Source organism: Halovenus amylolytica, assembly GCA_004015825.1.
Classification (GTDB): Archaea; Halobacteriota; Halobacteria; order Halobacteriales; family Haloarculaceae; genus Halovenus; species Halovenus amylolytica.
The window spans coordinates 86,322-101,615 of the sequence record SAYS01000005.1 but is presented as its reverse complement, the minus strand read 5'-3'; the positions used below and the strand labels follow the sequence as shown (position 1 = coordinate 101,615).

Below are 15,294 nucleotides of genomic sequence, written 5' to 3'. Positions count from 1 at the left end.
ACTACTCCTCGCCGAGAACGATGTCGAGCGTCCCGTCGTCGACGTACCGTGCTTCTCGACCAGCAGTGTAGGTCTTCGTAAGTGCGATGACACGTCCGGTGTAGGAGTCACCGATCTCGGGTGACAGTTCGGATTCGAGCAGCTCTGTCGTCCACGAACAGTCCTCGTACGCGATATCGCCGCGGACGAGTCCCAGACACAGTGAGACGACCACGCTGTTCATCGCATCGGTGATGTGATCTGGATCTGCACCGCTGATAGCTGAGACCGCACCGACGTCGAGTTCTGTTGCATTGACCGTGGCGGCGAACATGACCGCGCCAGCACCGAGTTCGGCAGGCGTGTACTCTTCGTCCCCATCGTATCGCTCCAGCGAGGTGAGACTCTCCTCCCGAAGGGCCTCCGAGAGTCCGAGTTCGTCGGCAACTTCGCCGATGATCTCGTCTGCATCACGGCGTGGGATCTCGACGTCGACTGTCTCTTCCAAGGTGTCGAGCCGCTGCGTGATGACACGTGGTTCGAACTCCCGTAGTTCGGCGACCTCGACCGTATCTGTGTCGAGATCTTCCATCCGTGCCGCCGCGACGATCACTGCACCGGCCAGTTCGGCGGCATCCTCGACACCTACGTTGTCGACTGCATCACTTACCATCCCGCGTGCGAGCAGTCGGGTCGAGGCGCCGATGTCGAGGTCTTCGACGAGCGCGTCGACCTCCGTCTCGACGGCGTCGACAGTCAGGTCGGCTTCGACGGCGTCCTGTTCGGCTGGAACCCAGACCGTGACCGATCCGGCGCGTTTTTGCTGGATCGTCCCGCTGGTCGACAGCTCGGCAAGTGCTGCGCTGACGGCGTCTGTACTGGCGTCGTGGGCTTCGGCGACGCTCTCTGTCGTCGGGAGTTCGTCCGGATACATCGACCTGACCGTTTCGAGGAACTCGCTTCCTTCCGTTTCTGCTGTCCCCTGTGACTCCTCGCCTGACTCCGCTGTTTCCGTCCTCGAACCAGTCTGCTCGGTTGGTGGCTCTGTCGTGCCGGCACCGTCGGCAGCTGTCGACTGCTCCGTCGTGTCCGTCGCGGGCGCATCTGGTCCGACGCGATACCGGTCGTCCTGCAGGCGGTCCTCTCCGAGGAGGTCTTCGAGCACCTCTCGACGGTTCCGGATCGTTACCTCGTTGGTCCCGGAGACCTTCCCGAGTGCGTCCTGTCCGTAACTCTGCTCCCTGTCGTTTACCGAGGCCGCAAGTGAGAGGACTGCGCCCGCAGTTGCTGCCGGCGACGTCCCGCTCGCGATGACGGACGGGTTCATCTCGAAGCAGTCGTACAGCAGCCGATGGGCGACGTTGATCATGTTCTCCGGCATCTCGACAGCCTCACCGAACCCTTTGACGAGGGCGTTTGGGTGTGGCGGTACTTCGTCGATATCGAGATAGCTGCCGACAGCTTCGAGTTGCTGGTGGGAGATAGTGACCTCGTTGTCCGCGGAATCGAGCGTCTCCGACCACGCTTTCTCGATGTCGTGTTCGCTGACGGGGAGTCCGTCCTCACGACAGGAGAGTGCCAGCGCTGTCGCGGCGACGCCGTCGAGATTGTCCTCGTCGACATCCGGCTCGTTGCTTAGCTGATTCAACCGTACCTGTGTAATCTGTAGTGTATCGTTGGCGACCTGGAGTTTTTCCGCAACCTCGACCAGCCGACGATCTACACTGTCCTCTGACGTTCTCGACATGGTAGCACAATTCGCGCGTCACTGTTTTAAGTTTTGCATACTATTCGGATTATTTACAGTAGAACATATCTAACTAAAATAAAACTGGAATATGATGAACTCATTTATCCGGCCAGGTTCGCCCTGCATTGTCGGAGCTACTAAATAGCACGACCGATGCGATACATCTACCATGGTTTCCGGAGACGTTCAGCTGACAGTCAACGACCACTCGTTTGCGTTCGAACCTGCGGCCGAGGAGTGCCCGAGTTGTACTGCTGCTGACGGGTACAACACCAGTGTGGCAGTGACGACGGCGGAGTCACAGACCGAAGTCGCTGTCACCTTCATCTGTAATCGCTGTGGTACGGATGTCGAAACGATCGAACGAACGGCCTCTTCGGTCGACCCGGATCCTGCCGACAGTGTCACAGACGATACCGACGAACTGTACGACTGGATCGAGAGCTACGCCGAAAAAGAGGGCAGAAATCCGTCGAAATCGAAATGTATCCGGGATTGCCCCTTCGAGGTGTTCGAGGCCCAGGAGTTACTAACCGAACTGCTCGAAGACGACCGAATCGCGGAGGTCGAAGAACTCCGAGCCGGCGGGAAAATAACGGTTTACGAGCCGAGATAATGCTCCTCTCTCTGGCATAACAGGACTGTACTACAGTGTGTTACTGTGCACACACGGCAAATACCCGAACACTCGGCACTATTATATTAGGCATCCCACTGTAGGACGCTAGTGAACCTATGTCACAGTCGATTCACGTCATCGGCCATCAACAGCCGGACACAGACGCGATTACGTCGGCGCTCGCACACGCACGCCTGAAACAGCGACAGGGAGTCGACGCGGTGCCTGCTCGCGCGGGCGAGCTCAACCCGGAGACAGAGTTCGTCCTCGATCACTGGGACGTCGCACCTCCCTCCCTGCTGGCGGATGCGACCGACGAAGAGCTAATTTTGGTCGATCACAACGAGCACAGTCAGACAGTCGACGGCGCCAGGGAGGCGGCTGTCGTCGAAGTTGTCGATCACCACCGGATCGGCGACGTCACGACGAGTAACCCCATCCGCTTCCGGAACGAACCAGTCGGCTCGACAGCCACAGTGCTCACGGGACTGTTCGACGAAGCCGGCGAGGAGATCGACAGCCAGACTGCCGGACTCATGATTAGTGGCCTGCTTAGTGATACAGTCGTCTTGCGATCACCGACGACCACCGACAGGGATCGAGTTGTCGCCGAGCGACTGGCCGATATCGCCGACGTCGACTACGAAGAGTACGGGAGAACACTTCTCACCCAGAAGAGCAAACTCGGAGAAAAGAGCCCGCGGGAGATGGTACTCGGCGACTTCAAGGAATTCGAGTTTGGGGACACGCTCGTCGGGATCGGACAGGTCGAGACGGTCAGCCCGGACGTCGTTCTGGACCAGCGCGATAGCGTGATCGACGCGATGGACGAAGTCCTCGACGAACGATCCTACGACGTGTTCGTGATGCTCGTGACCGACCTCCTCGAAGAGGACTCGAGTGTTTTCGTCGCCGGCGATCACACCGAAACGGTGGCCGAGGCGCTGGATACCACGTTCGAGGATCGAGAGGCATTCCTGCCCGGTGTGATGTCCCGGAAGAAACAGGTCGTCCCGAAGCTCGAAGAAGCACTTCGCTGACGTTTCACAGGTTTCCGCTGTTCGGGGAGTTCACCTCTTCTCGCGGGCAACACGGAGGTGTTCGGTCGCCTCTTCGGGAGTCATCCCACGCACACCGCAGCGACACCCGAGCAGTTCCGGATCGGTGAGTTCGTCGACCTGCTCGCGGCGAGTGCGCTCCAGCGAGTCGGTGCCGGGGTCGTACTCGAAGTACACCCTGTAGTTGACCTGCGTGACCCCTTCGATTTCGTGGTCGGCGTCGGGATCCGGATTCCTGATGGCCTCCTCGTGTTCTTCCTGCATCGTCTCTTTCCACTCTGCCAGATTGGATTCCGGGTCGTCGGTCATGGCACGAGACTCGTGACAGACGGATAAAAAGGCCCGTGACCTCGGCCTCCGACGTCGACGTAAAGCGAATCACCGTCGACGGCGACTTCGCAGATACGGAGCATGTGGTCTGCGTGACGAGATGAATGGGGTGTCGCCCGAAACACTAACGACCGGCATCATTCCCGGCGTCGTGCCTTGGTCAGCCGGCTAACCCTCGTGTCGGGCGGTTGGCCGAAGGCCAACTTTGCCGAGACGGCGATAGCCGTCGAGGCGGTCAGCCGCTAGGCTGACTGATGACCGTAACGTGGTCAGACGTATGTCGCATGCCCGGGTTCACCGCGGTGTCATCGCACCCAAGCGGGTTCGCTCGCGCGGGGACTAGGGCACGCATCTGCTAGTACCGTATCTGGGTGCTTGAACGCTTCGTGCCGCTCCGGGAACACACTGATGTGCACGAGAGACATACACTAGCTATGGCTGACGGAGATCCGTACGAGCTTTTTCGACGAACACTGCAGGGGTTCGATAGCTCCGGGAATCCATTCGATCCGAGCGGCTTCGGGCGGTTCGGCTGGCCGATGACGCCGCTGCCGGTCCAGGGGATGTCGGGGGCAGAGATGACCCCCGAAGCCGGCACGAAACGGGCGGTAACACAGCTCTACAGGAGCATCGAAGCCCTGGACGAGCAACTGTTCTCGGGATCGATACCGGAGAGCTGGCAACAGGCGCTGTCGGGATTCACGTCGGATCCGCCAGATAGAGTCGTCGCTATGCTGCTTGGCACCTACCAGGTCTGGCTGCACAACCTCTCGCAACTGCTCGTCGAGGGGTACACCATACAGATTCTCTACGAGGAACTCGTCGTTCCCGCACACCGTGACGAGGTCGGCACCTCGGAGTGGATGCTCACCCTTTCACAGTCCGACCGCGAACAGCTCCTGTTGCGCTGTACCGACATCGACGACGACCTCGTTGCAGATATGGAGGATCTCCGGACCAGACGAAATGAACTGCTTTTCAGTATGGGTAGCTGGGACGATCTCGCACTCGACACGTCAGTCGAGGATGGCCGCCGGTACGTGGAGTTGCTAGCCGACCTCGACGAGATCGCTGCAGATGGAACCGGCTACCAGTTCTTGTCGGAGGCCTGATTCGACAGCGGCGACCCGATACTCACGACTCTGTGACTGTTTGTAGATCGATACCAGTACGTATAGGTGTTCGAACAGTCTACACGGATCTGTGACAGGGAGCCAACGGACTGCAATTCTGGGCGGCACATTCACACCGATTCACAACGGTCACCGGGCCCTACTGCACAAGGCGTTTCAGACTGCGACACACGACGGCCCGGGGGACGGCCACGTAATTGTCGGGCTCACGTCTCCCGAACTCGCCACAAAAACCCGCGATGTCGAGGGGAAAGAGTCACCACTCGATGCCTATCACGATCGGCGGACAACGCTGGAGAGTGAACTCGACGAGTTGAGCGAACCCTACACGGCATCCTACGAGATCATCAGACTGGAGGACACCTACGGACCAGCACTGACGAAAGTCAACGCCGACGCGCTCGTCGTCTCTCCGGAAGCGAAAGCCCAGCGACGCGCAAACAAGCTCAACGGCGAGCGAATCGACCGTGGGCTGGACCGACTCGAGATCCACACTGCACCCTTCGTGGTCGCGGAGGACGGGAAACGCATCAGTAGCACGCGTATCCGGAACGGCGAGATCGATCCGAACGGTCGGCTGCTCGACTCTTGAACGACTGTTTTCGTCGAAGACTACTCTGTCGCCGACTTCGCCCGGCGATTTTCCAGACAGTATAAGTGTCCGCGCCCCGCAGACACGACCGATTGAATGGGGTATACGCCACACGTTCTGATCGTCGGCGGCGGCGTGCTCGGAACCGCGATCGCCCGTGATTTCGCGATCCGCGGGCTGGAGGTCACACTCGTCGAGCAGGGCACGCTGACCGAGGGCACGACCGGACGGATGCACGGGATGCTGTACAGCGGCGCCCGGTTCGCGGCCACCGACAAGGCCGGTGCGCGGCGCTGTCAGGCCGAAAGCCAACTTCTCCGCGAGATTGCCGACCACTGCGTCCGGAGCACAGCGACCGTCATCACCGAACAACCCGACAGTGACGACCAGTTCGGCGACTACATGGCCGCCTGCGAGGCGTGTTCGATCCCCTTCCAGGAACTCTCCGGATCGGAGATCGACGCGACGGAACTGGACGGAAGCGTCACACAGGCGATCCGTGTCCCGGAAGCTGCCGTCGATCCGTTCAAACTGACACTGTCGAACGCTGCAGGTGCGCGTGAGTTCGGCGCGGAGATCGAGACCGGCGCTACTGTCGAAGATATCACGTTCGAAGACGGCCGCATCGCCGGTGTCACAGTCGAGTACGAACCCACGACCGACTCCCACCCTGCACCGACCACCGGTGTCGAGGTAGATCCCAGCGCCGGCCCTGACGGGGAGACCGCGGCGGACGAGCAGCCGGCGGAGGAAACCGGATCGGAAGTCGACACAGACGAGGACGATGGATCGGGCCGCGAGGGGATGCCCGGTGCAGTCCAGCGGAGTTTCACCGGGGTGACCGAAGACGATTCCGCAGAGTCCGGGGAAAGCGAGGATATCGACGCCGATTTTGTGGTCAACGCGACGGGCGCGTGGGCGGATCGAATCGCAGCGAAAGCAGGAATCACACTCCCGCTGTCGCGGACCCGTGGTCGGATGCTCGTTCTCGACGAGGAGCCTGCACACACGTACACGCAGTACGATCCGGAGCTTCCGCTCTCCCTCTCACAGTTCTGGGGCAACGCGGTGCTCGGACCGATCACGGGTGGCGACGACGCAGTCGAGCAGGCGATCGACGAGATGCCAGTCGAGAATCTCGAAGACGCGACAGTGCTTCGCTCCTACTCGGGAGTGTGGACCCAGCACAGAAGCAGCAAGGATCATCCCTACGGGCCCGGTGCGACGATGATCGACCACGAGAAATACGACGACCAGTGGGGGATGCTCAGCGTGATCGGCGGCACCCTGACGACGCATCGACTGGTGGCCAAACAGGTCGTCAACCGCGTCTGCCGGGAGTTCGGAATCGATCGCGACTGTCAGACTGACGAGATACCTCTCCCCGACCCGACCCCGAATTCGGGCGCCAGCGGCGGCAGGTCGATGGTCGACACGGCAAGCTCGGCGGCGGAAGCCGCTGCAGGGGACGCGACGCACGATCCGGTGCTCTGTGAAACTCGGTCAGTCACCAGGAGTGCCGTCGAAGCAGCGCTGGAAAGCGACGACGTACGTGGCACAGATCTCACGGACGTTCGGATCAGAACGGGGGCGACGATGGGTGCGTGTCAGGGTGGCCGCTGTGGCCACCGGATCGCCAGCCAGCTCTATCCCGACCACGACGTCGAGACAGTCGAGGAATCACTCCAGTATCTGCTCGCGAGTCGCTGGCAGGGCCGGCGTGGGACTCTCTGGGGAACCCAGCTCGCGGCCGCACTCGACGATTACGACTACCACGCGGCTGTGCTGAACCGCCGATCACCGCCCGACGAAGAGATCGATCTGGACGCGTTCGACGCTGGCCCCGAACCGGACGAACGTGAGCGACCGACGATGTGTGAGGCGGTCGTCCATGACTGAGGACTCAAAAAATGAACGCTCGGACGACCTCGTCGTCGTCGGCGGCGGTCTGGCGGGCTACACAGCAGCTCTCGCCGCTGCTCGGCAGGACCGATCGGCATCGGTTCGCCTGCTTTGCCCGTCGGACGACCAGTTTCGGGCACATTCGGGTCTGATCGACGTGCTCGGCTATCTGCCGGAGGGCGACGAGCCATTCTCGGAGCCGCTGTCGGCAATCGAGCAGCTTCCGGCCGACCACTGGTATGCGAACCTCGGCCCGGATCGCATCGAGGAAGCGCTCGCGGTTTTCGACGACGCGACTGGCGAGAGCTACGCTGGCGACCACACCGACCAGAACGCGCTCTTCCCGACTGCTGTCGGGACGACGAAGCCGGCCTCGCGCTATCCGGAGAGTATCGCAGCGGGCATCGTCAGTACTGGTCAGCCGATACGGCTCGTGGGGTTCGACCGCCTTCCGGACCTCGACGCACAACTGGCTGCCGACCGGTTGACCGAGCTGCTCCCCTACGACGTGACTGATTCGTCGATCACGACCGCAGTGCCAGTCGATTCGGTGCCGGCCGCTCCCGCCTTCGCCAAGTCGCTGGAGTCGGGCGAGGAGATGTACCGCGACTCCCTCGCCGATGCGCTCCGATCAGTGTTGGACGTCGAACCACGGATCGGCGTCCCGGCAGTCCTGGGTGAACAGAGTGCCGAAGCGATCCGGACGGAACTCGAAGCGACACTGGGGGTTCGGCTGTTCGAGATCCCGGTCGGCGCCCCGAGTATTCCGGGCCGGCGACTCGAAGCCCGACTCGATGCTGCGCTCGAAGCGGCCGGCGTCTCGATCGAACGTGACGTCTCGCTCGCGGGAGCCGAAACCGCCGATGGGCAGATCGATACAATCCGGACGGCAGTGGAGTCCTTCGAAGCATCTGCGTTCGTACTGGCGACTGGTGGTCTCCAGTCGGGTGGCCTCGTCAGTAATCGAAGTGAGATCACCGAACCACTGTTCGACTGTCCGGTGCAGGCGCCGTCGAGTCGTCAGGACTGGACGGCAGCGGAGTTTCTCGGCGACCACGACGCAGTCCGTGTCGGCGTCGAGACCGACGATCAGCTCCAGCCAGCCGGGAGCAGCGGGCCAGTGTACTCGAACCTGTACGCGGCGGGACAGCTCCTCGAAACGACGAACGTGATCGCAGAACAGTCGACAGATGGCGTTGCTATCCTCACGGGGTACGAGGCCGGTCAGCGGGCTATCGAGCAGGTCTGACTCACTCGGTCGGATACCACGCGAGTTCGTGATCGGCAGAAATATTGACGGCGACGGGCTGGTCGTGTTCGAACGTCTCGACGTGGTTGTGGAGACATCGGACTGTCGTGCCGTTGGTCAGTTTCACACGGTAGACGAAGTTCGGGCCGTTGTACTGTCGGTGGGCGACGTGGCCGTCGGCCGTCGCCTCCTTCGTCGGGACCGCTTCCAGATCGTCCGGGCGGACGAGCAGATCGATCTGTGCGCCGTCGTAGGCTGCCACTGGCCCGTTGAGCTGATCGGTGCCGAGCTGTCCCAGCTTCGTTTCGACGGTGTCACCGCGGACACGGCCGGTGAGGAAACTCGCCCGGCCGAGGAAACTCGCGACGAAGCGTGACTCGGGGTTCTCGAAGACGACCTCTGGCTGGCCGACCTGTTCGAGTTTGCCGTCGTTCATGATCGCGACACGGTCCGAGATCGACAGCGCTTCTTCCTGGTCGTGGGTGACCGAGATTGCCGTCACGCCTGCTGCCTTGAGAATCCGCCGGATCTCCTCGCGCATCTCGATGCGCAGCCGAACGTCCAGATTCGAAAAGGGCTCGTCGAGCAGGAGAATATCCGGCTCGGGGGCGAGCGACCGGGCGAGCGCGACCCGCTGTTGCTGGCCACCGGAGAGTTCCTCGGGCGGTTTGTCCCGATGGTCTTCCAGCCCGACGAGCGCGAGCAGTTCGTCGAGCCGACGTTCTTTCCGGTCCGTCTCCCACTCCCTGATCCCGAAGGTGATGTTCTCGGCAACCGTGAGATGGGGGAACAGCGCAAAATCCTGGAATACGAGCCCGACGTCCCGGTTTTCGGGGGCCGTGGATGCCTGGCTATCGGAGACCGACTCGCCGGCGATCGTGATCGTGCCGTCGGTCGGCTGTTCCAGGCCAGCGATCATCCGGAGCATGGTCGTCTTTCCACAGCCCGATGGGCCGAGCAGTGTCAACAGCTCTCCCTCCTGAACCGAGAGCGAAAAGGAGTCGACCGCGGTCTCCGGTCCGTACTCCCGGGTCAACTCGTCGATCTCCAGAACCGTTTCACCGGTCTTTGAGCGCTGTTCTCCCGACCAGGCTCTCTCCGTTTCCTCTGTCTCGATTCGTGACTGTAGCTCGGATTGTGACATCGTCATGCGTAGAGTGGCTCCCCCCCTGCGATACAGGCACGCGAATCAGAAACTGCAGTCGAGACGAACATTTTCTACAGTTATCTTTTTAGGCAAGCCAAAAATATCTATCGCTTCTGCGCTGGCGGAGTTGTTGCTGGACTCACACGACCGAAACCGACACAATCCCGGCCCGCGAGGAGTTTCGTATGGATGTTGCAGTGATCGGGGCGGCGATGACACCGTTCGGGCAGCGGTCGGCCTGGCTCGACGACCTGCTCGCGACGGCCACAGTCGACTGTCTCGCCGACGCCGGAATCTCGACCGAGACGGTCGATCACCTCTACGTCTCGAATATGGCGAGTGGGGAGTTCGAGGGGACGACCGGCGTGATGAACGCGCTCGCAGCAGATATCGGCGTCACGCCGGCCTACACACAGCGTGTCGGCCAGACCTCCGCCTCGGGTGGGGCCGGGCTGTACGCCGCCTGGCAGTCGATCGCCTCCGGTGCGAGCGAGATGACGCTGCTGGTCGGCGGCGAGAAGATGACCCACCGCAGTACGGGCGACTCCTCGGATATCATCGCCTCGCTCACGCACCCCGTCGAATACAGCCACGGAGTAACCCTCCCTTCTTTTGCGGGGCTGACTGCCCGCCGGTATCTGGATCGGTTCGACGTACCCCGCGAGAGTCTCGCCGAGGTGGCAGTCAAAAATCACGGGAACGCTCTGGACAACCCCGACGCACAGTTTCACAAGGAAATTGACACCGAAGATGTCCTTTCGAGTCCGGTTGTCGCCGACCCACTCCGACTCTACGACTACTGTCCAGTGACCGACGGCAGCGCGGCGCTTCTGTTCTGTCCGGTCCCCGTCGCTGAGGAGTACACCGACGAGTTCGTCCGGCTGTCGGGCGTCGCCGGTGCGTCCGATACCCACGTCGTCCACGAACGTGAGGAGCCGACCTGGATGGGTGCAGTCGCGGAGAGTGGCAAGCAGGCCTTCGAGATGGCCGACTGCGAGCCAGCCGATATCGATATCGCCGAGTTACACGACATGGTCACGCTGCTCGAACCACTCCAGCTGGAGGCGCTGGGCTTCGCCGACCGTGGGAAGGGGTGGCAGTGGGCTCCGGAGGGCCGGACAGCACCGTCAGGTGAACTGCCAGTCAACACCTCTGGAGGACTGAAGGCCCGGGGCCACCCGCTGGGTGCAACGGGAGTCGCACAGGCCGTCGAGATCTACAGACAGTTGCTCGGCGAGGCCGGACAGCGACAGGTCAGCGCAGAGCGCGGGCTGACCTGCAACGTCGGCGGCTTCGGGAACTGTGTCACGACCGCGATTCTGGAGGCAGACCGATGACCGGGCAACCGACCGCCTTCGAGGCCCACGAATGCGAAAACGGACACCTCACCTATCCCGCCCACACTCGGTGTCCGGAGTGTGGAGAGCCCCAGACTGGAACCGTCGATCTCTCGGACCGGGAGGGGGAAGTGCTGACGTGGACGACAGTTTCTGCCTCGCCGACTGGAGTCCGCGAGCCGAACACACTCGCGGTCGTCGAGTTCGCTGTCGACGATCGAACGGTCCGGGCGATCGGCTCGACCACACAGGACGTCGACGTTGGCGATACTGTCCGACCGGTGTACGTCGAGCAGTTGCGCGATCCGGATGCGAGTTTCCGTGCGACCGACCGCCAGTCCTGGGACGGTTACCGGTTCGGACCGATCGAGTGAGTGAGCCGTTCATGGACCACGAGCAGACAGGGTAACAGCGTCACGCTGGCGAAAAAGGCCAGTACGATCGCCGATCCAGTCACCAGGCCGAACCGCTGGAGTGGGGGCGAAAGCGCGAGTGCGAGCACGCCGAACCCGGCGGCTGTCGTCCCTGCGCTCGCGAGGAGTGCCCCGCCCGTCCCGGTCACCGACGCCTCCAGTGCGTCTTCCAGCGAATCCTGGCGTTCGCGTTCGGCGATATATCGCTCGCCAGCGTGGATACTGTAGTCCACCCCCAGACCGATTGCCAGGCTGGTGATGACTGCGGTCTCGCTGTTGAACGGAATGCCGAGAACCGCCATCGCACCGAGCAGCCAGGTCAGCGCGATGACCACCGGTGCGAGGACCACCACCCCCAGCGACGGTTGTCCGTACTGTCGCCAGAACAGGAGGATCAGGAATAGTAAAATCACGACGAGCGTGATCGCGAAGGCTTGGATCAGGTTTTCGAGCAGTGCGTCCTGGAGCACTGCCTCCGTGACGGGAGCGCCAGTCGCGACAGCCCGAACACCCGGTGCGCCCGCCTCGATACTGGTTGCGACCGCTCGCGTGTCTGCAGCGATCTGCTGGGCAGACTCCTCGCTTCTGAGACCGACGAGCAACCGTGCCGACGTTACCTCGCCGTCTTCGCGACTCAGTACCGCCGAGGCGGCCTCATCGTCGATCTCGAAGAGAAGATCGTACACGGCGGTGACGTCGCTGTCCGGCAGGCCGTTCCCCGTCGTATCTCGCTCCTGAATTGCTCCCGCGAGTGTTTCGTTCTCCCGGGCAACCTCCCGGAGTACCGTCTGTGGCCCCTCGATTGCGGCCTGCCCATCGGGTCGGACTGCGATCGAGCGGGCGTCTGCTGTGCGAGTCGCGTTTTCGATCGATTGCAACACTGCGTCGTCGGTCACGTTCCCACGTATCAGGATCTGTGACCGGTCGTCGGATCCCTGGAGCCCGAAGTTGCTGCTCAAATAGGAGAACTCGTCGGCGATCGTATAGCTGCCGGGTTCGAGCGGGCCCGGCAGCTGCTCTGTCCAGCCCGGGGGATCCTCGGGCAGGAAATCAGCCTGATTGAACTCGGTGTCGATCGTCGTCGCGCCGTAGGCACCGCCCGTCGCGAGCAACAGGGCAACGACAATGACGACGACTGGCGAGCGCGAGGCCAGCCCGGCGACACTGGACAGCAACCGATTGGCGACGCCGCGGCCGACACCGAAGGCCGGTTTCGCCCGGTTTCGTCCGAACCGTTCCTCGATCAGCGAATCCAGTTCGACCTTCGCTGCGGGGACGAACACGCCGAAGATGACGAACGTCGCGAGGATGCCACCCGCACTGAGGACAGCGAAGTCACGAATGGCCGGCAGCGGGCTCACGATATTCGAGAAGAATCCGACCCCCGTCGAGAACGTCGCGGCGGCAATCGCGAGAATTACACTCCCGAGTCCGGCGACCATCGCCGGACGAATGGCCCGAGCCGGGCTCTCGGCACCACTACTCCCCGGCTCGTCCAGCCGGCCGCTCCGTGCCTCCCGGTAACGCATCACGATATGCAGGGCGTAATCGATACTCAGCCCGATGAGCAAGAACGGGACGGCGATGAGAATGACGTTCATCGGAATCGCCAGCCAGCCCATGATGCCGCCCAGCCAGGCCATCACGCCGACGATACCGACGAACGCCAGGAGAATATCGAGGACGTCGCGGTAGGCGATGCCCAGGACGAACAGAATGAGTACCAGCGCAACCGGAGTGATGATGGCGAAACTGTCGCCTGTCGCCCGCGAGGAGGCGTCGTCGCGGACGCCCTGGCCGAAAACGAAGCTATCGTCGAACTGTTCTTCGACGAGTTCGTCGATCGCCACCTGGGCATCGTACGCAGCCTGTGGATCCGCGTTCTCCGAACTCTCGTCGGTCTGGATCAAAAGCGTCAACCGGGACTCGGCGGTCGTCTCTCCCGGCGTGTAACTGCTCGGCAGAAACTGGTAGGGGTCCCCATCGCCCAGCACGGTCGATTCGGGATCGAGAACACGTGTTAGCAAGGCCTCGAACTCCGTCTCGTCGAGGGAATCGAGCGCGTCGATCTGTTCCTTGAGTGATGGCTGTTCGGTCGGCGGCGGGCCATCAGTTCGCTCGAAGACGGCCGCCGTCGCGACGACGTTTTCGAGTCCGACGAAGCCCTCGCCCTGGAGTGTCTCCCCCAGTTCCGGCCTGTTCTGTATCTCCTGCTGGAGGGCCAGACTCTGCTGCATCGATTCGAGTGTTAGCACGTCACCGCCACGTTCTCTCACGACGATCTGCGAGAAGACTCCCTCCTGTTGACCGTAGTTGTCCTGAACGAACGTCGCCGCGCGTGTCTCCTCCGAATCGACGTCGAACCGACCGACGTCACCCGCTTCTGTCTCGGTGACCGCGACGCCAGCAGTGACCAGCGCCGTGACCACCACGACGAGCGCGATGACTGTCTTGCTCCTGTGTGCGATCAACTCCGCATACCTGCCCGCGATCGATCCAGTCATGTCTGTTTCGTTGGAGTCACTCGGCGACTGTTCACCGGTGTTCTCTGACACTACACCCGCCCGTTTTATAATTGTTTGTAGAAATGTACTACTAGCTCTGGTCGTCGATCGATGTCGTCTCTCACGACCCGAAGAAAGTGAAAACGATTGTGAGCTCCGCTGGCGCTACTCGTACAGCCAGTCTTCGTCGATCTGCTCCCAGTCGGTCAGTTCGTCCTCGTCGAAGAAGAGGCCGATCTCCCGTTCGTTCGCGCCGGGGTCCTCGTGGTCGGAGCCGTGGATGACGTTCCGGCTCAGATCCAGGCCGAAATCGCCGCGGATCGTCCCGATGTCGGCTTCGGCGGGATCGGTCGCACCCATCATGTTTCGGACCTGCCGGGTGACGTCTTTGCCTTCCCAGACCATCGCCATCACCGGACCGGCGGTGATGAAGCTCACGAGATCCTCGAAGAAGGGTTTGTCCTCGTGTTCGGCGTAATGTTCGCGGGCGAGCTCGTCGTCGATCTGCATGAACTTCGCGCCGACGAGCGTAAAGCCACGGTCCTCGAACCTGGAGATGATCTGGCCGATCAGCCCACGCTGGACGGCATCGGGCTTGATCATCACGAAGGTCCGTTCGTTCTGGCTCATGCTTGTGCTTCTGTCTCTTCTTCGGTCGCGTCGTCGTCCTCGTCGACGTCGCCGTCAGTTTTGACTGCGTCTGCATCAGCATCTTCCTCTTCAGCCGTCTCCTCCTCGTCTTCGGCTGCCTCGGACTCGGTGTCTACTTCTTCGTCTTCAGCCTCGACAGCTTCGGCATCTGCTTGTTCAGACGCTTCTTCGGTGTCAGCCGGGCTTTCTTCTTCCTCGGATGGACTCTCTTCAGCTTCCTCGGTCTCTTCGTAGCCGATCCATTCGAGGTCACGGGCTTCCCGGCCCATCATGTAGTTTTTCTTCGCTTTCGAGTCCTTGAACCAGAGGATGCTCCCGTCAGTTCGGACGAACATCGTTCCGGTTCCGGGCTCGATATCCTCACCGGTGTAATCGCAGGTTCGTTTCTGGACCATTATTGTCCTCCGATGGTGTCGGCTTCGCGGGCTGTTTCGCGCAACTGGAGTACATCGCCCTCGCGGACGGGACCGAGCACGTTCCGGGTGATGATCCGGCCCTTGTTCGACCCCTCGCGGATGCGGCATTTGACCTGCATGGCCTCGCCGTGCATCCCTGTCCGGCCCACGAGTTCGATGACCTCTGCGGGCGTGGAACCGCCGTCTTCAGATTCCTCTGCGCTCATACGTACTC

Annotated in this window: 15 protein-coding genes; 8 read left to right on the top strand and 7 right to left on the bottom strand. The window is 61.9% G+C overall.

The window, feature by feature from the left end:
• Position 1: 1 nt before the first annotated feature.
• A complete protein-coding gene (locus EOW68_RS05270) occupies positions 2-1,726 on the bottom strand; it encodes a hypothetical protein (protein ID WP_128224112.1) in 1,725 nt (574 codons plus the stop codon).
• Between the two features lie 172 nt (positions 1,727-1,898).
• Here EOW68_RS05270 and EOW68_RS05265 point away from each other — a divergent pair, with 172 nt between their 5' ends.
• Positions 1,899-2,345, top strand: a complete 447-nt coding sequence (locus tag EOW68_RS05265) for a hypothetical protein (protein ID WP_128224111.1) — start codon at positions 1,899-1,901, stop codon at positions 2,343-2,345.
• A 119-nt stretch (positions 2,346-2,464) separates the two neighbouring features.
• A complete protein-coding gene (locus tag EOW68_RS05260; protein WP_128224110.1) occupies positions 2,465-3,388 on the top strand; it encodes a manganese-dependent inorganic pyrophosphatase in 924 nt (307 codons plus the stop codon).
• A gap of 30 nt (positions 3,389-3,418) precedes the next feature.
• Here EOW68_RS05260 and EOW68_RS05255 read toward each other — a convergent pair whose 3' ends face one another.
• Positions 3,419-3,715 (bottom strand): hypothetical protein, encoded by a 297-nt coding sequence (locus EOW68_RS05255; protein WP_128224109.1) that lies wholly within the window; start codon positions 3,713-3,715, stop codon positions 3,419-3,421.
• 455 nt (positions 3,716-4,170) lie between these two features.
• Here EOW68_RS05255 and EOW68_RS05250 point away from each other — a divergent pair, with 455 nt between their 5' ends.
• The 4 genes from EOW68_RS05250 to glpB all read left to right on the top strand — a co-directional run bounded on the left by EOW68_RS05250 (position 4,171) and on the right by glpB (position 8,612).
• Positions 4,171-4,848 (top strand): hypothetical protein, encoded by a 678-nt coding sequence (locus EOW68_RS05250; protein WP_128224108.1) that lies wholly within the window; start codon positions 4,171-4,173, stop codon positions 4,846-4,848.
• A 91-nt stretch (positions 4,849-4,939) separates the two neighbouring features.
• Positions 4,940-5,461: a phosphopantetheine adenylyltransferase gene (locus tag EOW68_RS05245; RefSeq protein ID WP_128224107.1), complete on the top strand. Its 522-nt coding sequence runs from the start codon at positions 4,940-4,942 to the stop codon at positions 5,459-5,461.
• Between the two features lie 96 nt (positions 5,462-5,557).
• Complete coding sequence (locus EOW68_RS05240) at positions 5,558-7,360, top strand: FAD-dependent oxidoreductase (RefSeq protein ID WP_128224106.1); 1,803 nt, start codon at positions 5,558-5,560, stop codon at positions 7,358-7,360.
• A complete protein-coding gene (glpB, locus tag EOW68_RS05235) occupies positions 7,353-8,612 on the top strand; it encodes a glycerol-3-phosphate dehydrogenase subunit GlpB (RefSeq protein ID WP_128224105.1) in 1,260 nt (419 codons plus the stop codon). The genes EOW68_RS05240 and glpB overlap by 8 nt, the downstream gene beginning before the upstream one ends.
• Position 8,613: 1 nt before the next feature.
• Here the strand turns inward: glpB and EOW68_RS05230 are convergent, their stop codons facing one another.
• On the bottom strand, positions 8,614-9,756 hold the full coding sequence (locus EOW68_RS05230) for an ABC transporter ATP-binding protein (RefSeq protein WP_128224238.1): 1,143 nt from the start codon (positions 9,754-9,756) through the stop codon (positions 8,614-8,616).
• A gap of 188 nt (positions 9,757-9,944) precedes the next feature.
• Between EOW68_RS05230 and EOW68_RS05225 the strand changes: the two genes are divergently transcribed.
• Together EOW68_RS05225 and EOW68_RS05220 are read left to right on the top strand one after the other, a co-directional pair.
• The gene (locus EOW68_RS05225) at positions 9,945-11,096 is read left to right on the top strand and encodes a thiolase family protein (protein ID WP_128224104.1); all 1,152 of its coding nucleotides are present in this window, start codon (positions 9,945-9,947) and stop codon (positions 11,094-11,096) included.
• Entirely contained in the window at positions 11,093-11,470 is a 378-nt protein-coding gene (locus EOW68_RS05220; RefSeq protein ID WP_128224103.1) for a Zn-ribbon domain-containing OB-fold protein, read from the top strand. The genes EOW68_RS05225 and EOW68_RS05220 overlap by 4 nt, the downstream gene beginning before the upstream one ends.
• On the opposite strand, the gene EOW68_RS05215 is transcribed toward EOW68_RS05220, so the two are convergent.
• The 4 genes from EOW68_RS05215 to EOW68_RS05200 all read right to left on the bottom strand — a co-directional run bounded on the left by EOW68_RS05215 (position 11,446) and on the right by EOW68_RS05200 (position 15,286).
• Complete coding sequence (locus EOW68_RS05215; protein WP_128224237.1) at positions 11,446-14,013, bottom strand: efflux RND transporter permease subunit; 2,568 nt, start codon at positions 14,011-14,013, stop codon at positions 11,446-11,448. The genes EOW68_RS05220 and EOW68_RS05215 overlap by 25 nt on opposite strands.
• A gap of 165 nt (positions 14,014-14,178) precedes the next feature.
• Complete coding sequence (gene ndk, locus EOW68_RS05210; RefSeq protein WP_128224102.1) at positions 14,179-14,643, bottom strand: nucleoside-diphosphate kinase; 465 nt, start codon at positions 14,641-14,643, stop codon at positions 14,179-14,181.
• Positions 14,640-15,059 carry a 50S ribosomal protein L24e gene (locus EOW68_RS05205; RefSeq protein WP_128224101.1) on the bottom strand — a complete coding sequence of 140 codons (420 nt, stop codon included), beginning with the start codon at positions 15,057-15,059 and terminating at the stop codon, positions 14,640-14,642. Before EOW68_RS05205 ends, ndk begins: the two co-directional genes overlap by 4 nt.
• Positions 15,059-15,286 carry a 30S ribosomal protein S28e gene (locus tag EOW68_RS05200; RefSeq protein ID WP_128224100.1) on the bottom strand — a complete coding sequence of 76 codons (228 nt, stop codon included), beginning with the start codon at positions 15,284-15,286 and terminating at the stop codon, positions 15,059-15,061. The genes EOW68_RS05205 and EOW68_RS05200 overlap by 1 nt, the downstream gene beginning before the upstream one ends.
• Positions 15,287-15,294: the final 8 nt, after the last annotated feature.

Excerpts from the sequence above, each read along its gene's own strand:
- EOW68_RS05270 (WP_128224112.1), bottom strand. The coding sequence starts at position 1,726 with ATGTCGAGAACGTCAGAGGACAGTGTAGATCGTCGGCTGGTCGAGGTT.
- EOW68_RS05265 (WP_128224111.1), top strand. The coding sequence starts at position 1,899 with ATGGTTTCCGGAGACGTTCAGCTGACAGTCAACGACCACTCGTTTGCG.
- EOW68_RS05260 (WP_128224110.1), top strand. The coding sequence starts at position 2,465 with ATGTCACAGTCGATTCACGTCATCGGCCATCAACAGCCGGACACAGAC.
- EOW68_RS05255 (WP_128224109.1), bottom strand. The coding sequence starts at position 3,715 with ATGACCGACGACCCGGAATCCAATCTGGCAGAGTGGAAAGAGACGATG.
- EOW68_RS05250 (WP_128224108.1), top strand. The coding sequence starts at position 4,171 with ATGGCTGACGGAGATCCGTACGAGCTTTTTCGACGAACACTGCAGGGG.
- EOW68_RS05240 (WP_128224106.1), top strand. The coding sequence starts at position 5,558 with ATGGGGTATACGCCACACGTTCTGATCGTCGGCGGCGGCGTGCTCGGA.
- glpB (WP_128224105.1), top strand. The coding sequence starts at position 7,353 with ATGACTGAGGACTCAAAAAATGAACGCTCGGACGACCTCGTCGTCGTC.
- EOW68_RS05230 (WP_128224238.1), bottom strand. The coding sequence starts at position 9,756 with ATGTCACAATCCGAGCTACAGTCACGAATCGAGACAGAGGAAACGGAG.
- EOW68_RS05225 (WP_128224104.1), top strand. The coding sequence starts at position 9,945 with ATGGATGTTGCAGTGATCGGGGCGGCGATGACACCGTTCGGGCAGCGG.
- EOW68_RS05220 (WP_128224103.1), top strand. The coding sequence starts at position 11,093 with ATGACCGGGCAACCGACCGCCTTCGAGGCCCACGAATGCGAAAACGGA.
- EOW68_RS05215 (WP_128224237.1), bottom strand. The coding sequence starts at position 14,013 with ATGACTGGATCGATCGCGGGCAGGTATGCGGAGTTGATCGCACACAGG.
- ndk (WP_128224102.1), bottom strand. The coding sequence starts at position 14,643 with ATGAGCCAGAACGAACGGACCTTCGTGATGATCAAGCCCGATGCCGTC.
- EOW68_RS05205 (WP_128224101.1), bottom strand. The coding sequence starts at position 15,059 with ATGGTCCAGAAACGAACCTGCGATTACACCGGTGAGGATATCGAGCCC.
- EOW68_RS05200 (WP_128224100.1), bottom strand. The coding sequence starts at position 15,286 with ATGAGCGCAGAGGAATCTGAAGACGGCGGTTCCACGCCCGCAGAGGTC.